Source organism: Leuconostoc sp. BM2 (assembly GCF_002095565.1).
GTDB classification, from domain to species: domain Bacteria; phylum Bacillota; class Bacilli; order Lactobacillales; family Lactobacillaceae; genus Leuconostoc; species Leuconostoc falkenbergense.
Map to the genome: position 1 here is coordinate 98,669 of NZ_MOWQ01000001.1, position 19,191 is coordinate 117,859.

General features: G+C 39.2%; 18 protein-coding genes and 1 other annotated feature. Of the genes, 2 read left to right on the forward strand and 16 right to left on the reverse strand.

Annotated features, from left to right (window positions below; genetic code table 11):
* Positions 1–7: 7 nt before the first annotated feature.
* From BMG01_RS00570 to BMG01_RS11270, 14 genes are all read right to left on the reverse strand, one after another.
* The gene (locus tag BMG01_RS00570) at positions 8–694 is read right to left on the reverse strand and encodes a response regulator transcription factor (RefSeq protein WP_004914348.1); all 687 of its coding nucleotides are present in this window, start codon (positions 692–694) and stop codon (positions 8–10) included.
* A gap of 83 nt (positions 695–777) precedes the next feature.
* Positions 778–1,932 carry a recombinase RecA gene (gene recA / locus BMG01_RS00575; RefSeq protein ID WP_004914345.1) on the reverse strand — a complete coding sequence of 385 codons (1,155 nt, stop codon included), beginning with the start codon at positions 1,930–1,932 and terminating at the stop codon, positions 778–780.
* Positions 1,933–2,071: 139 nt separating this feature from the next.
* Positions 2,072–2,653, reverse strand: a complete 582-nt coding sequence (gene pgsA / locus BMG01_RS00580) for a CDP-diacylglycerol--glycerol-3-phosphate 3-phosphatidyltransferase (RefSeq protein WP_004914341.1) — start codon at positions 2,651–2,653, stop codon at positions 2,072–2,074.
* A gap of 11 nt (positions 2,654–2,664) precedes the next feature.
* Positions 2,665–3,552: a RodZ family helix-turn-helix domain-containing protein gene (locus BMG01_RS00585; protein WP_004914338.1), complete on the reverse strand. Its 888-nt coding sequence runs from the start codon at positions 3,550–3,552 to the stop codon at positions 2,665–2,667.
* 14 nt (positions 3,553–3,566) lie between these two features.
* Entirely contained in the window at positions 3,567–4,838 is a 1,272-nt protein-coding gene (gene yfmH / locus BMG01_RS00590; RefSeq protein ID WP_004914336.1) for an EF-P 5-aminopentanol modification-associated protein YfmH, read from the reverse strand.
* A gap of 1 nt (position 4,839) precedes the next feature.
* The gene (gene yfmF / locus BMG01_RS00595) at positions 4,840–6,102 is read right to left on the reverse strand and encodes an EF-P 5-aminopentanol modification-associated protein YfmF (RefSeq protein ID WP_004914334.1); all 1,263 of its coding nucleotides are present in this window, start codon (positions 6,100–6,102) and stop codon (positions 4,840–4,842) included.
* On the reverse strand, positions 6,099–7,553 hold the full coding sequence (gene cls, locus BMG01_RS00600) for a cardiolipin synthase (protein WP_004914332.1): 1,455 nt from the start codon (positions 7,551–7,553) through the stop codon (positions 6,099–6,101). The genes yfmF and cls overlap by 4 nt, the downstream gene beginning before the upstream one ends.
* 81 nt (positions 7,554–7,634) lie before the next feature.
* A complete protein-coding gene (locus BMG01_RS00605; protein ID WP_004914328.1) occupies positions 7,635–8,489 on the reverse strand; it encodes an amino acid ABC transporter substrate-binding protein in 855 nt (284 codons plus the stop codon).
* Entirely contained in the window at positions 8,489–9,127 is a 639-nt protein-coding gene (locus BMG01_RS00610; RefSeq protein ID WP_004914323.1) for an amino acid ABC transporter ATP-binding protein, read from the reverse strand. The genes BMG01_RS00605 and BMG01_RS00610 overlap by 1 nt, the downstream gene beginning before the upstream one ends.
* Before the next feature lie 4 nt (positions 9,128–9,131).
* Positions 9,132–9,773, reverse strand: a complete 642-nt coding sequence (locus BMG01_RS00615) for an amino acid ABC transporter permease (protein ID WP_004914322.1) — start codon at positions 9,771–9,773, stop codon at positions 9,132–9,134.
* An 84-nt stretch (positions 9,774–9,857) separates the two neighbouring features.
* Positions 9,858–10,191: a binding site (T-box leader), on the reverse strand.
* Between the two features lie 35 nt (positions 10,192–10,226).
* Positions 10,227–10,754 (reverse strand): rod shape-determining protein MreD, encoded by a 528-nt coding sequence (gene mreD, locus BMG01_RS00620; protein ID WP_004914318.1) that lies wholly within the window; start codon positions 10,752–10,754, stop codon positions 10,227–10,229.
* Positions 10,754–11,611, reverse strand: a complete 858-nt coding sequence (mreC, locus tag BMG01_RS00625) for a rod shape-determining protein MreC (RefSeq protein WP_004914316.1) — start codon at positions 11,609–11,611, stop codon at positions 10,754–10,756. Before mreC ends, mreD begins: the two co-directional genes overlap by 1 nt.
* A 113-nt stretch (positions 11,612–11,724) precedes the next feature.
* Positions 11,725–12,732, reverse strand: a complete 1,008-nt coding sequence (locus tag BMG01_RS00630; protein WP_004914314.1) for a rod shape-determining protein — start codon at positions 12,730–12,732, stop codon at positions 11,725–11,727.
* Positions 12,733–12,820: 88 nt separating this feature from the next.
* Positions 12,821–12,994: a hypothetical protein gene (locus BMG01_RS11270; protein ID WP_004914310.1), complete on the reverse strand. Its 174-nt coding sequence runs from the start codon at positions 12,992–12,994 to the stop codon at positions 12,821–12,823.
* Positions 12,995–13,157: 163 nt separating this feature from the next.
* Between BMG01_RS11270 and BMG01_RS00635 the strand changes: the two genes are divergently transcribed.
* Positions 13,158–15,203: an ATP-dependent Clp protease ATP-binding subunit gene (locus tag BMG01_RS00635; protein WP_036067736.1), complete on the forward strand. Its 2,046-nt coding sequence runs from the start codon at positions 13,158–13,160 to the stop codon at positions 15,201–15,203.
* 67 nt (positions 15,204–15,270) lie between these two features.
* Positions 15,271–15,963, forward strand: coding sequence for a MucBP domain-containing protein (locus BMG01_RS00640; RefSeq protein ID WP_004914302.1), 693 nt, complete (start codon positions 15,271–15,273; stop codon positions 15,961–15,963).
* Positions 15,964–16,001: 38 nt separating this feature from the next.
* On the opposite strand, the gene BMG01_RS00645 is transcribed toward BMG01_RS00640, so the two are convergent.
* Together BMG01_RS00645 and ligA are read right to left on the reverse strand one after the other, a co-directional pair.
* A complete protein-coding gene (locus tag BMG01_RS00645) occupies positions 16,002–17,144 on the reverse strand; it encodes a CamS family sex pheromone protein (RefSeq protein ID WP_004914301.1) in 1,143 nt (380 codons plus the stop codon).
* Positions 17,141–19,186, reverse strand: coding sequence for an NAD-dependent DNA ligase LigA (gene ligA, locus BMG01_RS00650; protein ID WP_004914297.1), 2,046 nt, complete (start codon positions 19,184–19,186; stop codon positions 17,141–17,143). The genes BMG01_RS00645 and ligA overlap by 4 nt, the downstream gene beginning before the upstream one ends.
* Between the last annotated feature and the right edge of the window lie 5 nt (positions 19,187–19,191).

Below are 19,191 nucleotides of genomic sequence, written 5' to 3' on the forward strand. Positions count from 1 at the left end.
TAGGCCGTCAGCTAATCATTGTATAGCCAAATCCGCGAACCGTTTTCAATATTTCTGGTGATTTGGGATTTGTTTCTAATTTTTCGCGTAAATTACTAATGTGCATATCAACCATGCGACTTTCACCGGTATACTCATAACCCCAAACTGCAGTCAAAATAGTTTCTCGATCAATCACACGGCCCAATCGTTGGGCGAAATACAATAATAAATCATATTCACGTGGCGTCAATGCAACACTCTGACCAGCCTTAGTAACAATCTTTTTACCATCGTTGATATTCAAATCTTGAATCGTAATCACTGTTTCTTCTGACTGAACTATGGGTGTTTGTGAGCGACGTAAAACCGCTTTTAATCTGGCAATCACTTCTCTCGGGCTAAAAGGCTTGGTAATATAATCATCTGCTCCAAGCTCCAAACCAAAGACACGGTCAAATTCGTCTCCTTTAGCTGTCACTAAAATTACCGGTGTTGTGATTTTATCCTGACGAATTTGTTTTAAAACCGTCATGCCATCAATGTTCGGTAACATCAAATCTAGTAAAATTGCATCAAATTGTTCTGATTTTGCTAATTGATAAGCTGAGTTACCATCTCCTGCTGTTGTAACTTCGTACCCGTTTTGTTCCAAATTATATTGTAACAGCGTTGAAATTGCTACTTCATCATCGACAACCAATATTTTAGTCATGTTAATCTCCAAGGAATCTATTATCTGCATTGTAACAAAAAAAAGAAAAACGCCCTAGCGTTTTTCCGAAATGTTTACATAACTTATACAATTGGTTCATCTGTTAGATCATCATCAATGCCCAAATCCAAGTCTGCAGTTTGACTAACCGCACCATCCTTTTCTTCAGGCACATCTGAGGTTGTAGTAACATTGTCGCCATCATTATTAATACCGTATGCTTGCCGAACCTTAACATAAAGTTCTTGTCTCAAATCAGCATGATCAGGATCATCAAGGTAATCCTTAGCTTTTTCTCGACCTTGACCAATTCGTTCGCCCTCATATGCATACCAAGCACCAGCTTTATCAACAATATCCTGATCAACTGCTAAGTCTAAAATTTCACCAGTCTGTGAAATTCCCTTACCATACATAATATCTACTTCTGCTACCTTAAACGGCGGCGCAACCTTATTTTTTACAACCTTAACTTTCGTTAAATTACCGGTCACATCAGTACCATCTTTAATTTGTGTCGAGCGACGAACCTCTAGACGAACCGTTGAATAAAACTTGAGTGCGCGACCACCAGGTGTCGTTTCAGGGTTACCAAACATTACCCCGACCTTTTCTCTAATTTGGTTAATAAATATAGCAATGGTCCCTGTACGATTTAGCGTACCAGCAAGTTTTCTTAATGCCTGACTCATTAAACGTGCCTGAAGACCGACGTGTGCGTCACCCATTTCACCTTCAATTTCGGCTCTAGGGACCAGCGCAGCAACAGAATCAATCACAATCATATCAACCGCACCAGATTGAACTAATGCATCAGCAATTTCTAGACCTTGTTCACCCGTGTCAGGCTGAGAAAGCAATAGCTCATCTTTTTTAACGCCTAAAGCCTCTGCATACTTAACATCCAAGGCATTTTCAGCGTCAATATACGCTGCTGTGCCTCCCTGCTTTTGCACCTCAGCAACAGCATGTAGCGCAATCGTCGTTTTTCCAGAAGATTCCGGTCCATAAACCTCAATAATACGACCCTTAGGATATCCACCAACTCCCAACGCGATATCTAACTTAACAGATCCGGAAGGAATTGTTTCCACTTGCGTCAGCGCATTGTCTCCTAAAGTCATCACTGAGCCCTTACCAAAATTTTTTTCAATTTTTTTTAGCGCTTCATTTAATGCAGCCTGACGGCCATCCTTTTTAGCTTTGTCATCTTTTTTTGTCGTCTTTTTTGTTATCATGCGGCAAACTCCTTTTATCTTACTTGATTAGTGTAACTGTTTCTAGAATCAAAAGCAAGTCTTTTTCGAACATTTGTTCGTTATCTTTTGTTCATACTTTGTTATACGAAAAAAGCGCTTCAAGCGCTTTGAAAACGTACTATAAACCATCTGAGAAAACAACTCTATTTTGCCAAAAGTAGTCTAATCCAGAATATATCGTGAATATTACCGCTACCCACAATAAGATGTCTCCAATTGGAAAGCCAATTGTGGCAAACGGTGCATTGTGAATATACAAAAAGAAAATAGCAAACATTTGAGAAAATGTTTTTATTTTGCCGGGCATTTGCGCTGCCAACACTTGACCATTATTTTCAACAATTAGTGTCCTTAAACCAGTAATAGCCAGTTCGCGAATCACAATAACTGCTGTCATCCATGCCGGTACAACGCCAAAGCTGGTTAGAAAAATCAATGCTGTCATTACCAACAGTTTGTCCGCCAACGGATCTGCAAACTTGCCAAAATTGGTTACTAAGTGCTGACTGCGTGCAATTTTGCCATCTAGAAAATCCGTGATTGCAGCACTTGCAAATACAATTGCTGCAATTAACCATGTGGTGGGCACTGTAGTACCCGCCAATTTCACATTTCCCCAATCCAACGGCAATGTTAATAACAAGATAAAAATTGGAATTAAAATAATACGAAAAACTGTTAATTTATTAGGTAAATTCATGAAAAATCCTTCTATTTATTTAGATTAAATAAAACATTCCAAAAGGCAGTAGTAGCACCATCCACTGGCACAGTTTCACCGTCCACAGTTAAAGTTGCGTTGCTAACATTAGTAAATTGTACATTGAAAGAAGTTGTACCAGATGGAATCTCTACTGTTTTATCATTACCAGCCGAAACTGTCTCATTTAATAATATATTGCTATTGCCATCACTAACCTTAACAGTTGTCCCGGTACTCTGTGCCTTAATCACAACAGTATGCTTTTTTGTGCTCTCGTTAGATAAATTAAAAATGGTTGTTTGTAGACTTGTATTTGTTTCGGGAGAGCCTAAATCCAACTTTTTCTTGCTGGAAGAGGAAGCAGAGGACGAAGAACTTGATTTTTTTGACGATGTAGCATTTGACGAAGATTTCGGTACAGCCGAAGACGAAACTGAAACATTCCCACTATCACTGTTTTGTGATGTACCAGTACCAACATGAGTCAAAACAAACCAAATCACTGCCAATGCAATCACAATCAACAAACCAATCCAGATTGTCGGCATAAAATTGGACAGTCTTGACTTGGCCGTCATTGTATGATCAATACCAGCGCGCATAATACCATCATCATCTTGGTGCGCGCGACTCAAATCACTACTACGTGAAATCGACACTGGTGGTTTTTCTCCCAAAACCTCATCTGGGTGTAAACCAACTGCTAAAGCATATTGACGAATAAAAGCACGCACATAAAAATCACCCGGTAGAACGCTGAGATTATTTTCCTCAATCGCAACCAAATAACGACGTTGAATCTTGGTGATATTCTGAATATCATCCAATGATAAATTTTTAGATTGGCGAGCAGCTTTTAATTGTTCACCAATTTGATTTGTTAATGTTTCACTCATAAATGTCCTAAAACCTATTTTTGCAACACAAACCGTTGCAGTACAGCATCCTGAAAAATTATATCGGCTGTTACAAGAATGTCATCAAATGTTAAATCTTGTAACAACTCTATCTTATCAAAAAGATTAGCCCCAGACAAGGCATCATCTCCTCGAAGTGCAATGTTTTCAAGTGAATTTAGACGTTGTATACCTTCACCAATGGTTGCTCGTTTAAGTTGTTCAAAATTATGGGCTTGATTCTTCAACGCGCTGCGATATTGATTAATTTGCGTTTGAATTGCCTTTTCTAACGCCTGATAAGCTGTCGTTTCCGCGAAGATACTAATAAATTGATATTCACGTATTAAATCAAAAGATGTGTCAAATTCTGAATCAATAATACCTTTATTATACAACTTTTGATACCAATCCGTCTGCTCACCAAAGAGTAAATCCAACATTAGATCAACCGCTAAAGTACGTTTAGTGACGATTGTACCACGCAACGGCTTGCCATTAATGCGAATACCAAACGCAACCTTGGGCCGTGAAATATTAAACTGACGTGTATCAGACAGATTAACCGCTGGTTGAAGATTTGGCGTCAAGCGTGTGACTGATGAAGAGTTGCTTGCAAAAAGCTGTTGTGTTTGACTAATTGTTTCTAAAAGTTCAAGCTTATCAAAATGGCCAATTACTTGCAGTGTGAGTTGGCTCGGTTGATAAAAGGCATGGTGGACATCATATAGTAATTCTGGTGTAATCGTCGCAATAGATTGCTGTGTGCCGGCTATATCATGCGCCATTGGCGATTCTGGATACATCATAGACAAAATGCCCATATAAACGGCCCAATTCGGATCATCTTCGTACATTTGAATTTCTTGCCCGATAATACCCTGTTCCTTTGCAACAGTTTTATCGCTAAAATAAGGTGTCTGGACAAATTGCAAAAGATGCTGGAGTGCGGGTACAACATGTTGCGTCGTAGAAAATAAATAGCTGGTTTGATATGCATTTGTAAAGGCATTAGCGTCAGCACCTAATTGACCAAAACGTGTAAACGCATCTTCATTTTCTTTTTCAAAAAGTTTATGCTCCAAAAAATGAGCAGTTCCAGCTGGAATTTTTTTGGGTGAACCTTGCCCTACTTGATATTTTTCATCGAGTGATCCATAGTCGGTCGTCAAAACAGCAAACGTCTTATGATAATCCGGTTTTTCCACCATTACCACTTTTAAACCATCCGGCATAGTCTCGGTTAATACTTTTTCTTTTAGTTGTTTGTAATACTTTTCTAGCATGCTATTCCTTAGGCAACAATATGAATCTGCTTTGTATCTGAAGCTTTTGTGCTACAAGCGCAATGTCATTTGACGTAACCGCTTGTACTTGCTTAATCCATTCAAATTCACTGGTCTCACTACCAGTCAACAAACGTGAAAAAGCGATTTCTATTTGGCTATTAGGTGAATCTTGCTGACTGAGATAATCATTTATCAAACTTTTTTTAATTGAAGCTACCACTTTCTCGTCAAAATCACCGTTTTGCATAGCCAAAATTTCTTGATGAATCATTTTCTCTGTTTGTGCCACCTTGTCAGCATCCAATCCAGCTGCAATTAATAAAAAACCAGTGTCGTACTGCCATTTTGAATAAATGCTGTATGCTAAGGAGGCCTTTTCACGTACATTCATAAATAACTTCGACAAAGGCGAACCCCCTAGCAAAGCATTCATCACCATAGCAGCAAATCTTTGCTTATCCAACGGTGGCACATCCAGATGCATCGCTAATGTCAACATTGCTTGGTTAATGTCTTGAAGATGTTTTTCTTTTTCGACAGTGGCTGGGCGTAACGCCTGACGATAAAATGGTTGTAAAAACGGTAGCCTTCTCGCTGGGACTGACCAGCCGCTGACTAGTGAAGCGACTTCACTATCGTTGACATCACCTAAAACAACAATATTTACAAGATCATTAGTGATCATATTCTTGTAAGTAGTATACACTGACTCAGATGTCAAATTTTTAACCAAATCAATATCACCCGCCGATGACGATTGCAAATTTGGCACATCATACGTGATATTACGTAATTGGCTGATTGCATAACGTGATTTGTCATCACTAATGCTTTCTAATTCATTAATTAGACTTTGCTTTTCCTTTGCAAAGACGTCATCATCAAATTTTTGCTCACCCACAAGTGGATCAAACATCATATCCTTTAAGAAATCAAACGCACTGACTAACAAATTGCTACCATCACTGACATAATCAGGAGCTGGTAATTGCATCGTCACTCGCAAATGATGTGTTTGACCAAAGCGATACACATCGGTTTGATATTGCGCCCCGTATAAATCAATTGTTTTTTGCGCCACGTCTTGTTGTGTGGGGTATCGTCGCGCACTGACTGCCATAAGGTAAGATAAAAGCGATCTAGCACTGATATTAGATGTTAATGCAGGCGCCACAAAATCAACAGCAATATGTAATGTTTTAAATTGTGTGGTAGGTAAAATAACTAAATTTACCCCTGAATTGATTCTATATTTTTTCATAGTATTGGTGAGAATAGTCGACTAAACTTTTGCTTGAATTTCATCCAGACAGATTGTTGATCAAAATAATCAGCTGTCAAAAGTGTCGATTTCTCAATATCCTTTAAAAAGAGTTCCTCTAATTGTACCGCAAATTCTGGATCATAAATGAATGCATTAGCTTCAAAATTAAGTGAAAACGAACGAATATCCATGTTAGCAGACCCCACTGTGGCCACCTCATTATCAATCATCACCACTTTGCTATGAAGAAATCCACCATCATAACGATAAACCGTCGCCCCCAAGTCAATTAATTCCTTTGCATAATACTGAGTTGCCCGATAAACTAACGGATGATCCGGCATACTTGGAATCATCAGGCAAACCTCAACGCCTGACAAAATAGCAATTTCCAATGTTTCTAAAACTGGTGAATCAGGAATAAAGTAAGGCGTTTGGATCATAATTTTTTTGCGTGCAGAAGCAAACATTCGCATAAATCCTTGCTTAATTTGTTTCATATCATTGTCAGGTCCACTTGAAACAATCTGAATCATAGACTTGCCCGGTAATGAAAAATTTTCAGGAAAGTATGCTGTCGTTTGTGTCAATATTTCTTTTCCTTCAGCTGTGGCATTCCAATCCATTAAAAAGCGACTTTGTAGTGATAACACCGCATCACCAGAAATTCTAGTATGTGTGTCACGCCAATTGCCAAACTTTTTGAATTTTCCTAAATATTGATCCCCAACATTGAAACCACCAATATAGCCAATTTTGCCATCTATAATTGCAATTTTTCTGTGATTTCGAAAATTAAAACGCAAAGTCAGAACTTGAAAACGACGCATCAAAAAGGGTACAGCTACACCGCCAGCAGCCCGTAAACGTTTGTACATATCGACGTGTTGCCCATGAGAACCAAACTGATCAAAAATGACTCTCACTTCAACGCCTTCACTGGCCTTTTGGGTTAACAAATCAATTAACTGGTTACCTATGGTATCATCATAGATCGTAAAGTATTCTAAATGAATATGTTCCTTTGCCGCACGTATATCGTCAAATAAAGCTTCAAACTTACTCTCACCATCGGTGAATATCGTAATCTTGTTACCACGTGTTAGTACAGATTTGTCAGAAGTCAAAAATAGACCCAATAGCTCACTTGCACTTTCAGGAATAGGTAATAATGTTTCGATATCAGCCAATTGATGACGTTGGTTAATCGCAATTTGTTCAAGACCACGCTGCTCTTGTGTCCTTAAACGAAAAATTTTTTTGCTAGAGATACGACTGCCCGCCAAGAAAAAAATAGCAAATCCAATTACTGGTAGAAAAAGCAACACTAACATCCATGCCCAAATCGTCGCAATATCTCGCTTTTGGCGAAAAACGGTAATGAATGCTACGACCGTATTGACGACTAAGGTTAAAATTATAATTATCCAAAATGAATCTCTAAGCATATCTCCCCCATTAAACTGTTTTAGGCATAATCATATTTTAACACAAAAAAAGGCGCCAATTGGGCGCCTTCATGATTTTAACTACTTTCCAAACCACTTCGTACTTAACTTCTGTAAACGACCATCCTTTTCAAAAATGGCTAATTCTTTATCGACAGCCTTTCGAAGCGACTTGTCTGATTTTCGGAATCCGACACCTGTGTGGTCAGTTGGAAAATCGCCAACGGTCACCGTATAATCATTAGGATTAGACTGATGTGCCACATAATAACGCGCATAGTCTTCGTCAATCAAAAGACCATCAATCCGTCCAGCGTTCAAATCATTGAATGCTTTGTCAAATGTGTCATAACCTACAACAGTATTATCCTTGACATACTGTTTTAATACCTTTGGATATTTATTAAATCCTTCATCACCACTTGACGCAGTCTGATCACCCAAAACCTTGTCTTTCATATCAGCAAAACTGTTAATATTATTTTTTTTCAACGTTACCAAAACTTGTGTTGCCTTGTGATATGGTGTGGAAAATGCCACTTGTTTCTTTCTAGCGGCCGTAATAGTATAACCGTTCCAGATTGCGTCAATGTTGCCAGTGTTCAATTCTGTTTCCTTCATTGACCAGTCGATTGGCTGCCATTTAACTTTTATGCCCATACTTTTGAAAACAGCATTTGCCATATCAACATCAAATCCAACTAGTTTACCATTTTTATCACGAAAACCCATAGGTACAAACGTATCATCTAAACCAATCGTAATTTGCTTAGATTTTTTGATTCTTGACCACTCGTCGGTCTCTATAGTCGTTTGATTATCACTCGTCTTCGTTTGTGTTGGTCGTGATAACGCGAGCCCCGCCCATATAAGAATGGCAAGAAATACTAGTCCAACAATACTATTGACAATAATTTTCTTTTTCAGACTTGGCATTAACGTACCACCTCCTTAGCAAAATCAAAAATACGATCAGAAACAATCTCTGCAAAAAATTGATCATGGGTAATAATAACTTGTGTTACACCACGAGATTTTAATGTTTTCACAACTTCGGCAACCTGTTTAGTGGAAGATTCATCCAGACCACTTGTTGGCTCATCGTAAGCCAATATTTTAGGGCTCATGGCTAATGCCCTCGCAATTGCCACACGTTGCTTTTGACCACCTGAGAGTTGATATGGATATAAATCAGCTTTGTCCGCCATACCCAGTGACTCTAGAAGTGATAGCGCTTGTTCTTTAGCTTTTTCAGCTGGCACTTTATTGACATTAATAGGTGCCAAAGTAATGTTATCCATTACTGTAAAATTAGGAAACAGATTAAAATCTTGAAAAATGAGTCCAATATTAGCATCTGAACGTTCACCGTCTATACTAATTGCTTCATTGTTAATGGTAATTTCACCACTATTGGCAGGTTCTAATCCCGCCATTATTTTAATCAAAGTTGTCTTACCAATACCAGATGGCCCAACAATACTGAGAACTTCACCCTCTTTTACTGTCAGATTTAAGTTTTTGAAAATGACATTTTGGTCATACATTTTGGTCAAATTTTTAATGGTTAACATTGGGTTACCTCCAAGTATTGAGTACTTTTTCACTACGACGTAATAGCAACGTCACGATTGCAGTCATTAATAAATAAATCAAACCAACTAACAGGTATGGCATTAATGTCACATCACGACTTGCAGCAATATTTCCGGCCCGAAGCATATCACCTAGACCAATAACATAAACAAGTGACGTATCTTTAACTAAATTAATCACTTCATTACCAAATGACGGTACTACAATTTTGATTACTTGTGGCAAAATGATTTTGAAAAATGTCTGAAATTTGTTAAATCCTAACACTTTAGCAGCATCATATTGTCCAACGGGTATCGCCTGTAACCCACCACGGAATATTTCAGCCAAGTACGCTGCATAATTAATAATGAAAGCAATTATAGCTGCCTCAAAGCGAGGAAATGTCACACCAATCATGCCTAGCCCATAGTAGATAAAAATCAACTGAAGCAATAATGGTGTCCCACGCATAATCCAAATATAACCATTAATCAACCATCTAATAGTGAAATATGGTGACTTCAATCCCAAAGATACAATGATTCCCAGCGGTACTGATCCAATAATAGTGAGAAAGAAAATCCCCAATGTCATTTTCAAACCTGATAACAAACTCGGTAATATTGTTGCTAAATAACTCATGCCCTGTACTCCTTTTGAAAAATTAATTATAATTTTGATATATCATAAAACGAAAAGCGCCCCCTTACAACGATTTCATCATTGTAAGAGGACGCTAATGCGTGGTGCCACCCCAAATTTAAGTTTTGTTCACACAAAACTTCTCAATCAGTCAATCTACCACTAAACAAAAACACCCTCCAAATACAATTAGTATTCAGAGGGCGTTTATCGCGGTACCACCTCTTGGTCATGTTGCCATCGCTGTCAACATCTCAATCAGTCAAAGACTGTATGCAATAACGGGCATTACCGGCATGACCTACTCAATTCAATCACTCACTCGCGAATGTGGTTCATCAATCATAGTTACTTGCTCACACCAACCGCAAACTCTCTTCATACTATGAAAAATTACTCTTTCGCTCAACGTTTTATTATATGTTTCTAAGTATACTAGGATTTTCTAATTTGTCAACGTAAGAATTGAAAAAAAGACCAAATCGGATAATGAACTACTGCTGCTAGTCCCACATTCAAGAATACTGTTGGCAACACTTCATACATCAAGAACGTCAACAAGCTAATATTAGCTAACCCAATGATAAAACCGGCCAAGTAACTAATAAAAAGATACACCACTAAACCAGCCAAATAGAGAAATAGGCCACTGAGCAACCTTTCGTCTAAAACACGATGAAGTTGTTTCATAACTGCAACTGCCACCAAGAAAGCACATGTATAAGTACCAAAAATACCAGTATAATACATATCAAATAAAATACCAACGAGCGTGACGTAAAACCATAATGGCAATTCATTATCAACATCAAATTGCACACCAAGAAACGCCCATCCGAGTGTCAAGGTCGGTAAAACATGCCAAGGAAAATGCGTCAATATGCCACCTAGTCCTGACATTAAAGTGCCATCAATAAATAGGGTAAGTACAAACAACACAGGATAAATGACACGTAATCTTGTTAGCTGCCAAAAAGCCATTAATTTGCTCCAATCTGAGAAATTGCAACCATCACCGTTGTGACGTTACCTAAGTCAGCAGCCGGTTCAATATAAATTTTCTTTGACAAACCATAATCATCAGTACTGACTTTAGCAACCTTCCCCACGTATAAACCAGCGGGGATAACACCACCTAATCCAGATGTCTCAACTAAGTCACCTTTTTTAATTTTATTATCAGAGGTTACCTGTCCCATGATCAGTTGGTTCTTTTCGCGATTAAAACTTGTCACAATCCCGTTAACATCACCATTGTCACCTTTAATTGTGATAGCAAACCGATTGGCATCAGAACTCGTATCAGAAATTAAGGCTACTTTCGAATTAGTCGTATTAACTTCACTAATACGGCCAATAATACCAGCACCCGCAAGAACCGGCATACCTTTTTTTAGGCCAGCGTTTGAGCCTTGATTAATGACAAGCTGTGACTGCCAAGTAGTTGGAGAACGGCTGATTGTCACAGCAGATATTGTTTTATAATCTGTTAATGTTGCTTTTAACTTTAACTGCTCTTTAAGAGATTTATTTTCTTCTTGCACAGTTTGAAGTCTAACTTTATCTTGTGCAAAAGCGTCTATTTTTGCTTTTAAAGCTTTATTTTCTTCAAAAGTATCAAGCAAGTTACCGATACTATTAGCTGTCCGCCCAATTGCAGTAGTAGGAACAGCGATAACACGACTGACACCCCCAGCTAAATCATTCCCAAACCGTTGCAAAAAAGGGGGCGTGTTTGTGCGCTTAGCCCACCAGTTAGATCCTGCTATTAAGCTAACAATCACAATAATGCCAACAATTAATGTGACAACTGTACGTGATGAAAATATTTTTTTCATGTTTTTCCCCAAAACGTGAAGTAGCAATATATGCCACTAATCGCAAATAACGTCTATTTCTGAAAATATAAAAGCGTAGCGCAAGCGCCACGCTCTAGAATACAAAATTAAAATTAACTTTGTCGCATGACATCAATTGACTTTAATGCCTCTCCAGTGCCAATAGCCACGGCATCTAATGGCTCGTTGGCAATTAAAACAGGTACTTTGGTCGCTTCCTGAATAATTTTATCCATGTCACGCAATAAAGCCCCACCGCCAGTCAAAACCATACCGTGATCAATAACATCAGCTGCAAGTTCAGGTTGTGTTGATTCTAATGTTTCACGAATAGCTGCAACGATTTCTTGTACTGGCTCTTGAATAGCGGCAGCAACATCTTCCGCCGTTACATCAATCGTTTTTGGCAGTCCTGTCAATAAATCACGACCGCGTACCGTTGCATTTGGTAAAGTTCTCGCCAAATCCAGCGAAGCAGCACCAATTTCAATTTTTAAACGCTCGGCAGTTGGTTCACCAATGGTGACATTATATTTATTGCGGACAAAATTAGCGATAGCTTCATCTAACTTGTCGCCAGCAATACGAATTGAACGGCTTGATACAATGCCACCAAGAGAAATTGTAGCCACATCTGTTGTACCGCCACCCATGTCAACAACCATGGAACCAGTTGGGTCCATGACGGGTAATCCAGCACCAACTGCTGCTGCAAAGGGTTCTTCAATGACGTAGGCATCACGGGCACCAGCAACACGTGCTGCATCAATCACGGCGCGTCGTTCAACAGCTGTCACACCCGAAGGTACACCAATAGTGACGTATGGCTTACCAATACGACCGCCAAGGGCTTTTTGCAAATAATAACGAATCATAGCAACTGTGGTGTCATAGTCAGCAATAACACCATCACGCATTGGACGAATCGCTGCAATACTAGCTGGCGTACGACCTAACATGTCTTTTGCCTCTGAACCAACTGCAACTACTTCGTTTGTTTGAGTGTTACGCGCGACAACTGAAGGCTCACGCAAAACGATGCCACGACCTTCGATATATACATATGTGTTTGCGGTACCTAAATCAATACCGACATTGCGTTGTCCAAATGAAAATGCCACGTTACTGCCCCTTTAATTGCCATTTAAAATAATATTATTTTTTACTTAACTTATAATATTGTAGCATAAAAAACTTGCTTTTCGTATACTAATTTGCACGGACATATGTCACCTGACCATGAGCATGTGCAATACCTCGAATCGCGTTTTGATACGCAAATGAGGCCCATGCCTTTTGAAACGCCGGAAAGTTTTCTGGGTTAATTTTAATTTCATTTATTTTGCCATCACGCAAATCATTCAATGCTATTGTGTAATCCATGTTTCACCTCAATTATAATTGTAACACGATTTATTTTTAGCACTCATTCTTATTGAGTGCTAATTAGTTGAACCTTTTTGTTTTCTTTATGATATAATAATCTTATAACCTATGAAAGGAGAGTATGGCTTTGAATCACACACGAGCCATACGCATAGTAAATATGGCACAACAAGATCCCTTTGGTTTTAATAACTTAGACGACATGTTCCGGGCTATGAACGAACAAATGGCTCAGGTTCAAGGTCAACAAAATACACAATCGAAAAAAAATAAAAATAGCAAACGTCAATTACTTGATGAATATGGCATTAACTTGACACAACAAGCTCGTGATGGCAAGCTCGATCCTGTTATCGGACGTGGCAATGAAGTGTCACGCACAATTGAAATTTTAAACCGACGTACAAAAAATAATCCAGTTCTTATTGGTGAACCCGGCGTTGGTAAAACCGCAGTTGTAGAAGGTTTAGCATTAGCTATTGTCGCTGGTAAAGTTCCCGATAAGCTCCAACAAAAAGAAGTTATCCGTCTCGATATGTCAGCTTTAGTTCAAGGCACGAGCATGCGTGGTCAATTTGAAGCAAGAATGCGTCAATTGATGAAAGAAGTGACAGACAATGATGATGTCATCCTATTTATTGATGAAATTCACGAAATTATGGGCGCTGGTAATGCAGAGGGCGGAATGGATGCTGGTAATATTCTAAAGCCAGCTCTTGCTCGTGGCGAGTTTCAATTGATTGGCGCCACAACTTTAAACGAATACCGTAAAATTGAAAAGGATGGCGCAATCGCCCGTCGTTTTCAACCTGTTCAAGTTGAAGAACCAACTAAGGAAGAAACACTCACAATTTTGCAAGGAATTCGCCAACGATACCAAGATTATCACCACGTCATTTATACAGATGACGCTTTGAAAGCGGCTGTTGATTTATCAGATCGTTATATTCCTGAACGATTTTTGCCGGACAAGGCCATTGACTTGATTGATGAAGCTGGTTCACGCAAAAACTTAACTATGAATGTTGCCGATCCACAAACGATTCAAGGTAAAATTGACGCTGCTGATCGTTTCAAGCAAGAAGCAATTGACAAGGAAGACTTTGAAAAAGCTAGTTATTGGCGCGACCAAGTTAATCAACTCGAGTCTCAAAAAGCCCAAGTTGAAGCGCATCCAGAAATGTCAAAACCGCAAAACATTGACGAGAAAGATATTTTAGACATCATCGAGGAAAAAACAGATATCCCGGTTGGTGAATTGAAAGAAAATGAAGCTAATCAATTACAAGACTTGGACAAAAATTTGTCCGAGCATGTGGTTGGTCAAGAAAATGCTGTTGAAACTGTTGCTAAAGCAGTGCGTCGAAACAGAATTGGTTTGACAAAATCTGGTCGCCCAATTGGATCATTTTTATTTGTTGGTCCAACTGGCGTGGGTAAAACTGAAACTGCTAAACAACTTGCCAAAGAAATGTTTGGTAGTGAAGATGCAATGATTCGTTTTGATATGTCAGAATACATGGAAAAACACACTGCATCTAAAATGATTGGCGCTCCCGCAGGGTATGTTGGTTATGAGGAAGCTGGGCAGCTCACTGAGCAGGTCCGTCGTCACCCTTATTCACTAGTGCTGTTTGATGAAGTTGAGAAAGCCCATCCCGATATTATGAATATGTTCCTGCAAATTCTGGATGATGGTCGTTTGACGGACGCTCAAGGCCATGTTGTTAGCTTTAAAGATACAATTGTTATTATGACATCCAATGCCGGTTCAACAGATACAGGTAACTCACCAGTCGGATTTGCACAAGTGGATAATCAAAATCGCCTAATGCAGCGACTAGAAAATTATTTTAGGCCGGAATTTTTGAACCGTTTTGATGATATCGTTGAATTCCAACCACTATCCCAGGCACATTTGCTAAAAATCGTTGATTTATTGTTGGACAATATGAATGATAATTTATCAGAAAACGGTCTCCACATCGAAGTCAGTGAGTCTGCGAAAAAGCAATTGGTATCTTTGGGCTACGATCCTTCAATGGGTGCTCGTCCGTTGCGTCGAGTGTTACAAGACAAAATTGCCGATGGTATTGCTGACTATTATTTGGCTCATCCAACTGTCCATCAGTTATTTGCTGACTGGCAAGATGGATCCTTTATCATTAGTGAAGTTCAAAACGAACCAGCTCAAGTTGAAAAGTAATAATGAAGACCTGCGGGTCTTTTTTTGTTTGTGATATAATGGTGACATATTCAAAGGGGATTCTTCTATGGCAAATACTGCACCCGTATGGGTTTACGATAAAGATATTGCAACAGGCGAACTGTTACAGGAACCGCGTCGATTAGACGGGAAATCTGGTACTGATTACCATGTTTCACCGGCTGCGATTAAACAATATGAATATGTTGATAACTCTGGTCAATTGACGGGCGTTTTTGGTGATTTACCACAAACATCAGTCTTATATTATCGTCCTAATGACTGGCGAGCTGTACATCGTATTGATATGTTTGTAGAAACGTTAACCAAACTGCCTGTTTATCCAACCCCTAGTGATCTTAGTCCAATTATCACCACAATTTCACCCAAAGAATTTTGGAATACTCATCTTCGTGTCATTACCAGTAATGGTCAATTCTGGTATCAAATTGGTGATCATCATTGGCTCAGATACGATTCAAGTCAAATGGCTCTTTCAGATAACGCGCCAGATCAAGCAAACGTCAACTATTTCAATAATCCTGAAAAAGTTGAGAGTGATCAACCTAACGCCATTGTTAACTTTTTACCAGGGCAATCAACGGAAGTTTTCGAATCACCATATGGATTGCCTGTTGGCAGTGTTCTAAATGGTGACTTTGTGGCTATCTCAGATGAGTTGCACGATGCCAACGGTGTCGTTTGGTTAAAATTAGCTACTAAAGGCTGGATAAACGGTGTGTATATTGATCGATTATAAAAAGAAGCAAAGTGAATGTCCTTTGCTTCTTTTTATAATCAATCTAATAATGTTGTTGTAAATGTTTTTTCACCAGACTTGCGAATCAAAATCGCCTGCATTTCATTGGCTGTCTGTACAATGATTTTAATTGGCACATTGCTTGGCAAATACTTCAAAGCTGATTGTGAAATATAAGTTGTGAAACTTTCAATTTCGGTTTGACTATAAAATTGCGTTGTGACGTTGACTGTCATGCTTGACAACGTACCATTCTTAAAGTCAGCAACAGCGGTTGCTCCTGCAATATTCGGGAAAAAGTTGGCAACGTCATTTTTAAAATTAGCAAATCCTGTGTTAGCATCCGAACCCAATTTAGAAGTATCAGTTGACTCTTTTGGCAATACAATTGATTGATCGTTAATATCGGACCATTTCTCAATTGTTGTCCCTTTATCACTCGTTGTCTGTGCGTAGAAACTACCTGGTGCAAGTGAATCTGTTTGTGAATTAGCATACATGGCAATCACGATTGGCGTATCATCACTAACACCTTTTTGTTCACGAACTTGCTTTAAAATCTGTGGCGCAATCTTTTTACCGTAAGCAATACGGTCCGCTTCAGATATATTTTGCGTGTAGGTGGCACCATATTGTTCTTTTTGGTATTCATCTTGTGTATTCATTGCAACACCAATGATCATACCTGATAACTTCAAACTATTACCATCCTTGACCATAAAGTCTTGTTCCGTCAAAGTTTGTACATAAATTGGGTTGCGTGAACTATCGGTTTTACCATTATCCTCAGGATTAAGGCCAATGGTATCACTACTACTTTTGCGTCCCAATAAATCTGTCACCAGAGATGAACCCAAGTATTGTCCTTCTTGAAAAATATAACGACTGGGTTTAAAGTGGTCTTTTGCCAAATCTAGTAATGATGATTCAAAATTTTTAACATCCAGACTATTCGGCTCAGAAGAAGCAGTAATACCTCGTGCGGCGCTCACTAAATATCGACCATTCTTAATAACTGTTTGGTACTCACCGGGTGTACTTTGTGTAATCTGTACCCCACTAGTTTTTTTAGTCGTTGTCGGTGTGACCCGATTGGCATTAAAAAAATATAATGCACCAACCGCCACCCCCAAGACTACCACCGCAATTATCATATAAATTCGGAAACTAATGCGTTTCATGACTTGTTATCCTCTTTTAACTGTGCATCAACAAATGCTTGTTCTGTCCAAACCGTGACACCCAGTTCGTTTGCTTTCTCTAACTTACTACCAGCAGCGCCACCGGCGATGAGTAAATCAGTTTTTGCCGAAACAGACCCGGCGACACTAGCACCATGATCTTGCAACCACTTAGTCGCAACTGGACGACTACTCTGTTCTAGTTTACCAGTTAATACAACCTTTTTGCCATAAAAAAATGAATTTTCGTCAATTTCGACCCCAGATGAGTAAATTTGATTGACACCTGCTTCAGTTAACTCTTGCTGAAGTTTATCTGCAGCGGGCATGCTGAAGTATTGTACTAATGACTGAGCAATGGTTTCACCAATACCTGGAATGGCTGAAATTTCATCAACATCCGCATTTGCTATTGCTGTGAGTGTTTTGAATTTTTCAGCAATTAGGCGTGCCGCTTTAGCACCAACCATACGAATGCCTAATCCAAACAACAAACGCTCTAACGAATTATTTTTCGATTGAGCAATTGCATTGATTAAATTTGCCGCAGATTTTTCCTTGAATTTATCTAATGTCAACAGTTGAGACAATTCCAACCGGTAAATTGAAGCAACGTCTTGAATATATCCTGCTTTCAATAGTTGACCGATAACACGTGGCCCCATACCATCAATATTCATCGCATTGCGCGACGCAAAATGCGTTAACCCTTCTTGAATTTGAGCTGAACAAAATGGATTGATGCATCGCAAAGCAACTTCACCTTCAATATGAACTAATTCCGATCGACAAGCTGGACAAAAAGTGGGGATTTCATAGATGGTACTATCAACTGGTCGCTTATCTACTATCACTTGCCCGATTTCTGGAATGATATCACCGGCTTTGTGAAGTGTTACAGTATCACCGATTCGCACCCCTTTTTCATTCAAATAATCAGGATTATGTAAGCTAGCACGTTGCACTGTTGTACCCGCTAACTGAACTGGATCCATCACAGCAGTTGGTGTCACTGCGCCAGTGCGGCCAACTGTCCATTCAATGTCTCTAACAACTGTCAGTGCTTCTTCTGGCGGAAACTTATAAGCAATTGCCCAACGAGGAATTTTAACCGTATTGCCTAAATCAATTTGCAAATCTAATTGATTAACTTTAACAACAACACCATCAATACCATATGCCAACTCATCACGTTTAGCAGTGTACTCTGAAATATAGTCAGCAATATCTGCCATTTTTTCTATCACACGGTTTTGACGATTGGTGGGTAAACCAAGTGATGCAAAACGCGCCAAGGCACCACTTTGAGTTGTAGCGCCCAAAACTTCCGGTTCAGCGGTGTAATAAACAAAGGCCGATAATTCACGTGATTTCGTGATACTAACATCTAATTGACGTAATGAACCTGCTGCCGCGTTCCGTGGGTTTGCAAAAGGTTCTAATCCATCAGCTTCTCGTTGCAAATTCAACTTAGCAAAACTTTTTTTCGGCATATAAATTTCGCCACGTACCTCAATGGTTAGTGGCTCTGTTAGCGTTTGTGGCACTGATTTAATTGTTTTCACATTGCGCGTGACATCTTCACCAACAACACCATTACCTCGTGTTGAGGCCTGTACCAGTTTACCTTGTTCGTAGGTGAGCGCCACTGCTAAACCGTCAATTTTGAGCTCCAAATTGTACGCTGATTGAAACCCTAATGATTTGGTCGTGCGCACATCCCACTCCTCGAGTTCTGCCAAACTAAAGACATCCCCTAGTGACAACATCGGTGCTGGATGGGTAACTTTTGCTAGATCAGATTTGGTGTCAGCGCCTCCAACATTTTGTGTTGGTGAATCCGGCGTCATAAATTGAGGAAATACGGTTTCCAGCGCAACAAGCCGTGCGTATAAGGCATCATAGATATGATCTTCAACCAAAGGCTCATCGTTTTCATAATAGGCAACACCATAATTGATTAATTGTGTCTGTAAATGAGCAATTTCTTGCTGCGCTGTCTCTGTTGTCATTTTTTCAATTGGTGTAAATTCTGGTAACATCTCAT

What these genes read in the sequence shown, in the direction of transcription:
- BMG01_RS00570 (WP_004914348.1), bottom strand. Translation starts at nt 694, where the DNA reads ATGACTAAAATATTGGTTGTCGATGATGAAGTAGCAATTTCAACGCTG.
- recA (WP_004914345.1), bottom strand. Translation starts at nt 1,932, where the DNA reads ATGATAACAAAAAAGACGACAAAAAAAGATGACAAAGCTAAAAAGGAT.
- pgsA (WP_004914341.1), bottom strand. Translation starts at nt 2,653, where the DNA reads ATGAATTTACCTAATAAATTAACAGTTTTTCGTATTATTTTAATTCCA.
- BMG01_RS00585 (WP_004914338.1), bottom strand. Translation starts at nt 3,552, where the DNA reads ATGAGTGAAACATTAACAAATCAAATTGGTGAACAATTAAAAGCTGCT.
- yfmH (WP_004914336.1), bottom strand. Translation starts at nt 4,838, where the DNA reads ATGCTAGAAAAGTATTACAAACAACTAAAAGAAAAAGTATTAACCGAG.
- yfmF (WP_004914334.1), bottom strand. Translation starts at nt 6,102, where the DNA reads ATGAAAAAATATAGAATCAATTCAGGGGTAAATTTAGTTATTTTACCT.
- cls (WP_004914332.1), bottom strand. Translation starts at nt 7,553, where the DNA reads ATGCTTAGAGATTCATTTTGGATAATTATAATTTTAACCTTAGTCGTC.
- BMG01_RS00605 (WP_004914328.1), bottom strand. Translation starts at nt 8,489, where the DNA reads ATGCCAAGTCTGAAAAAGAAAATTATTGTCAATAGTATTGTTGGACTA.
- BMG01_RS00610 (WP_004914323.1), bottom strand. Translation starts at nt 9,127, where the DNA reads ATGTTAACCATTAAAAATTTGACCAAAATGTATGACCAAAATGTCATT.
- BMG01_RS00615 (WP_004914322.1), bottom strand. Translation starts at nt 9,773, where the DNA reads ATGAGTTATTTAGCAACAATATTACCGAGTTTGTTATCAGGTTTGAAA.
- mreD (WP_004914318.1), bottom strand. Translation starts at nt 10,754, where the DNA reads ATGGCTTTTTGGCAGCTAACAAGATTACGTGTCATTTATCCTGTGTTG.
- mreC (WP_004914316.1), bottom strand. Translation starts at nt 11,611, where the DNA reads ATGAAAAAAATATTTTCATCACGTACAGTTGTCACATTAATTGTTGGC.
- BMG01_RS11270 (WP_004914310.1), bottom strand. Translation starts at nt 12,994, where the DNA reads ATGGATTACACAATAGCATTGAATGATTTGCGTGATGGCAAAATAAAT.
- BMG01_RS00635 (WP_036067736.1), top strand. Translation starts at nt 13,158, where the DNA reads ATGGCACAACAAGATCCCTTTGGTTTTAATAACTTAGACGACATGTTC.
- BMG01_RS00640 (WP_004914302.1), top strand. Translation starts at nt 15,271, where the DNA reads ATGGCAAATACTGCACCCGTATGGGTTTACGATAAAGATATTGCAACA.
- BMG01_RS00645 (WP_004914301.1), bottom strand. Translation starts at nt 17,144, where the DNA reads ATGAAACGCATTAGTTTCCGAATTTATATGATAATTGCGGTGGTAGTC.
- ligA (WP_004914297.1), bottom strand. Translation starts at nt 19,186, where the DNA reads ATGTTACCAGAATTTACACCAATTGAAAAAATGACAACAGAGACAGCG.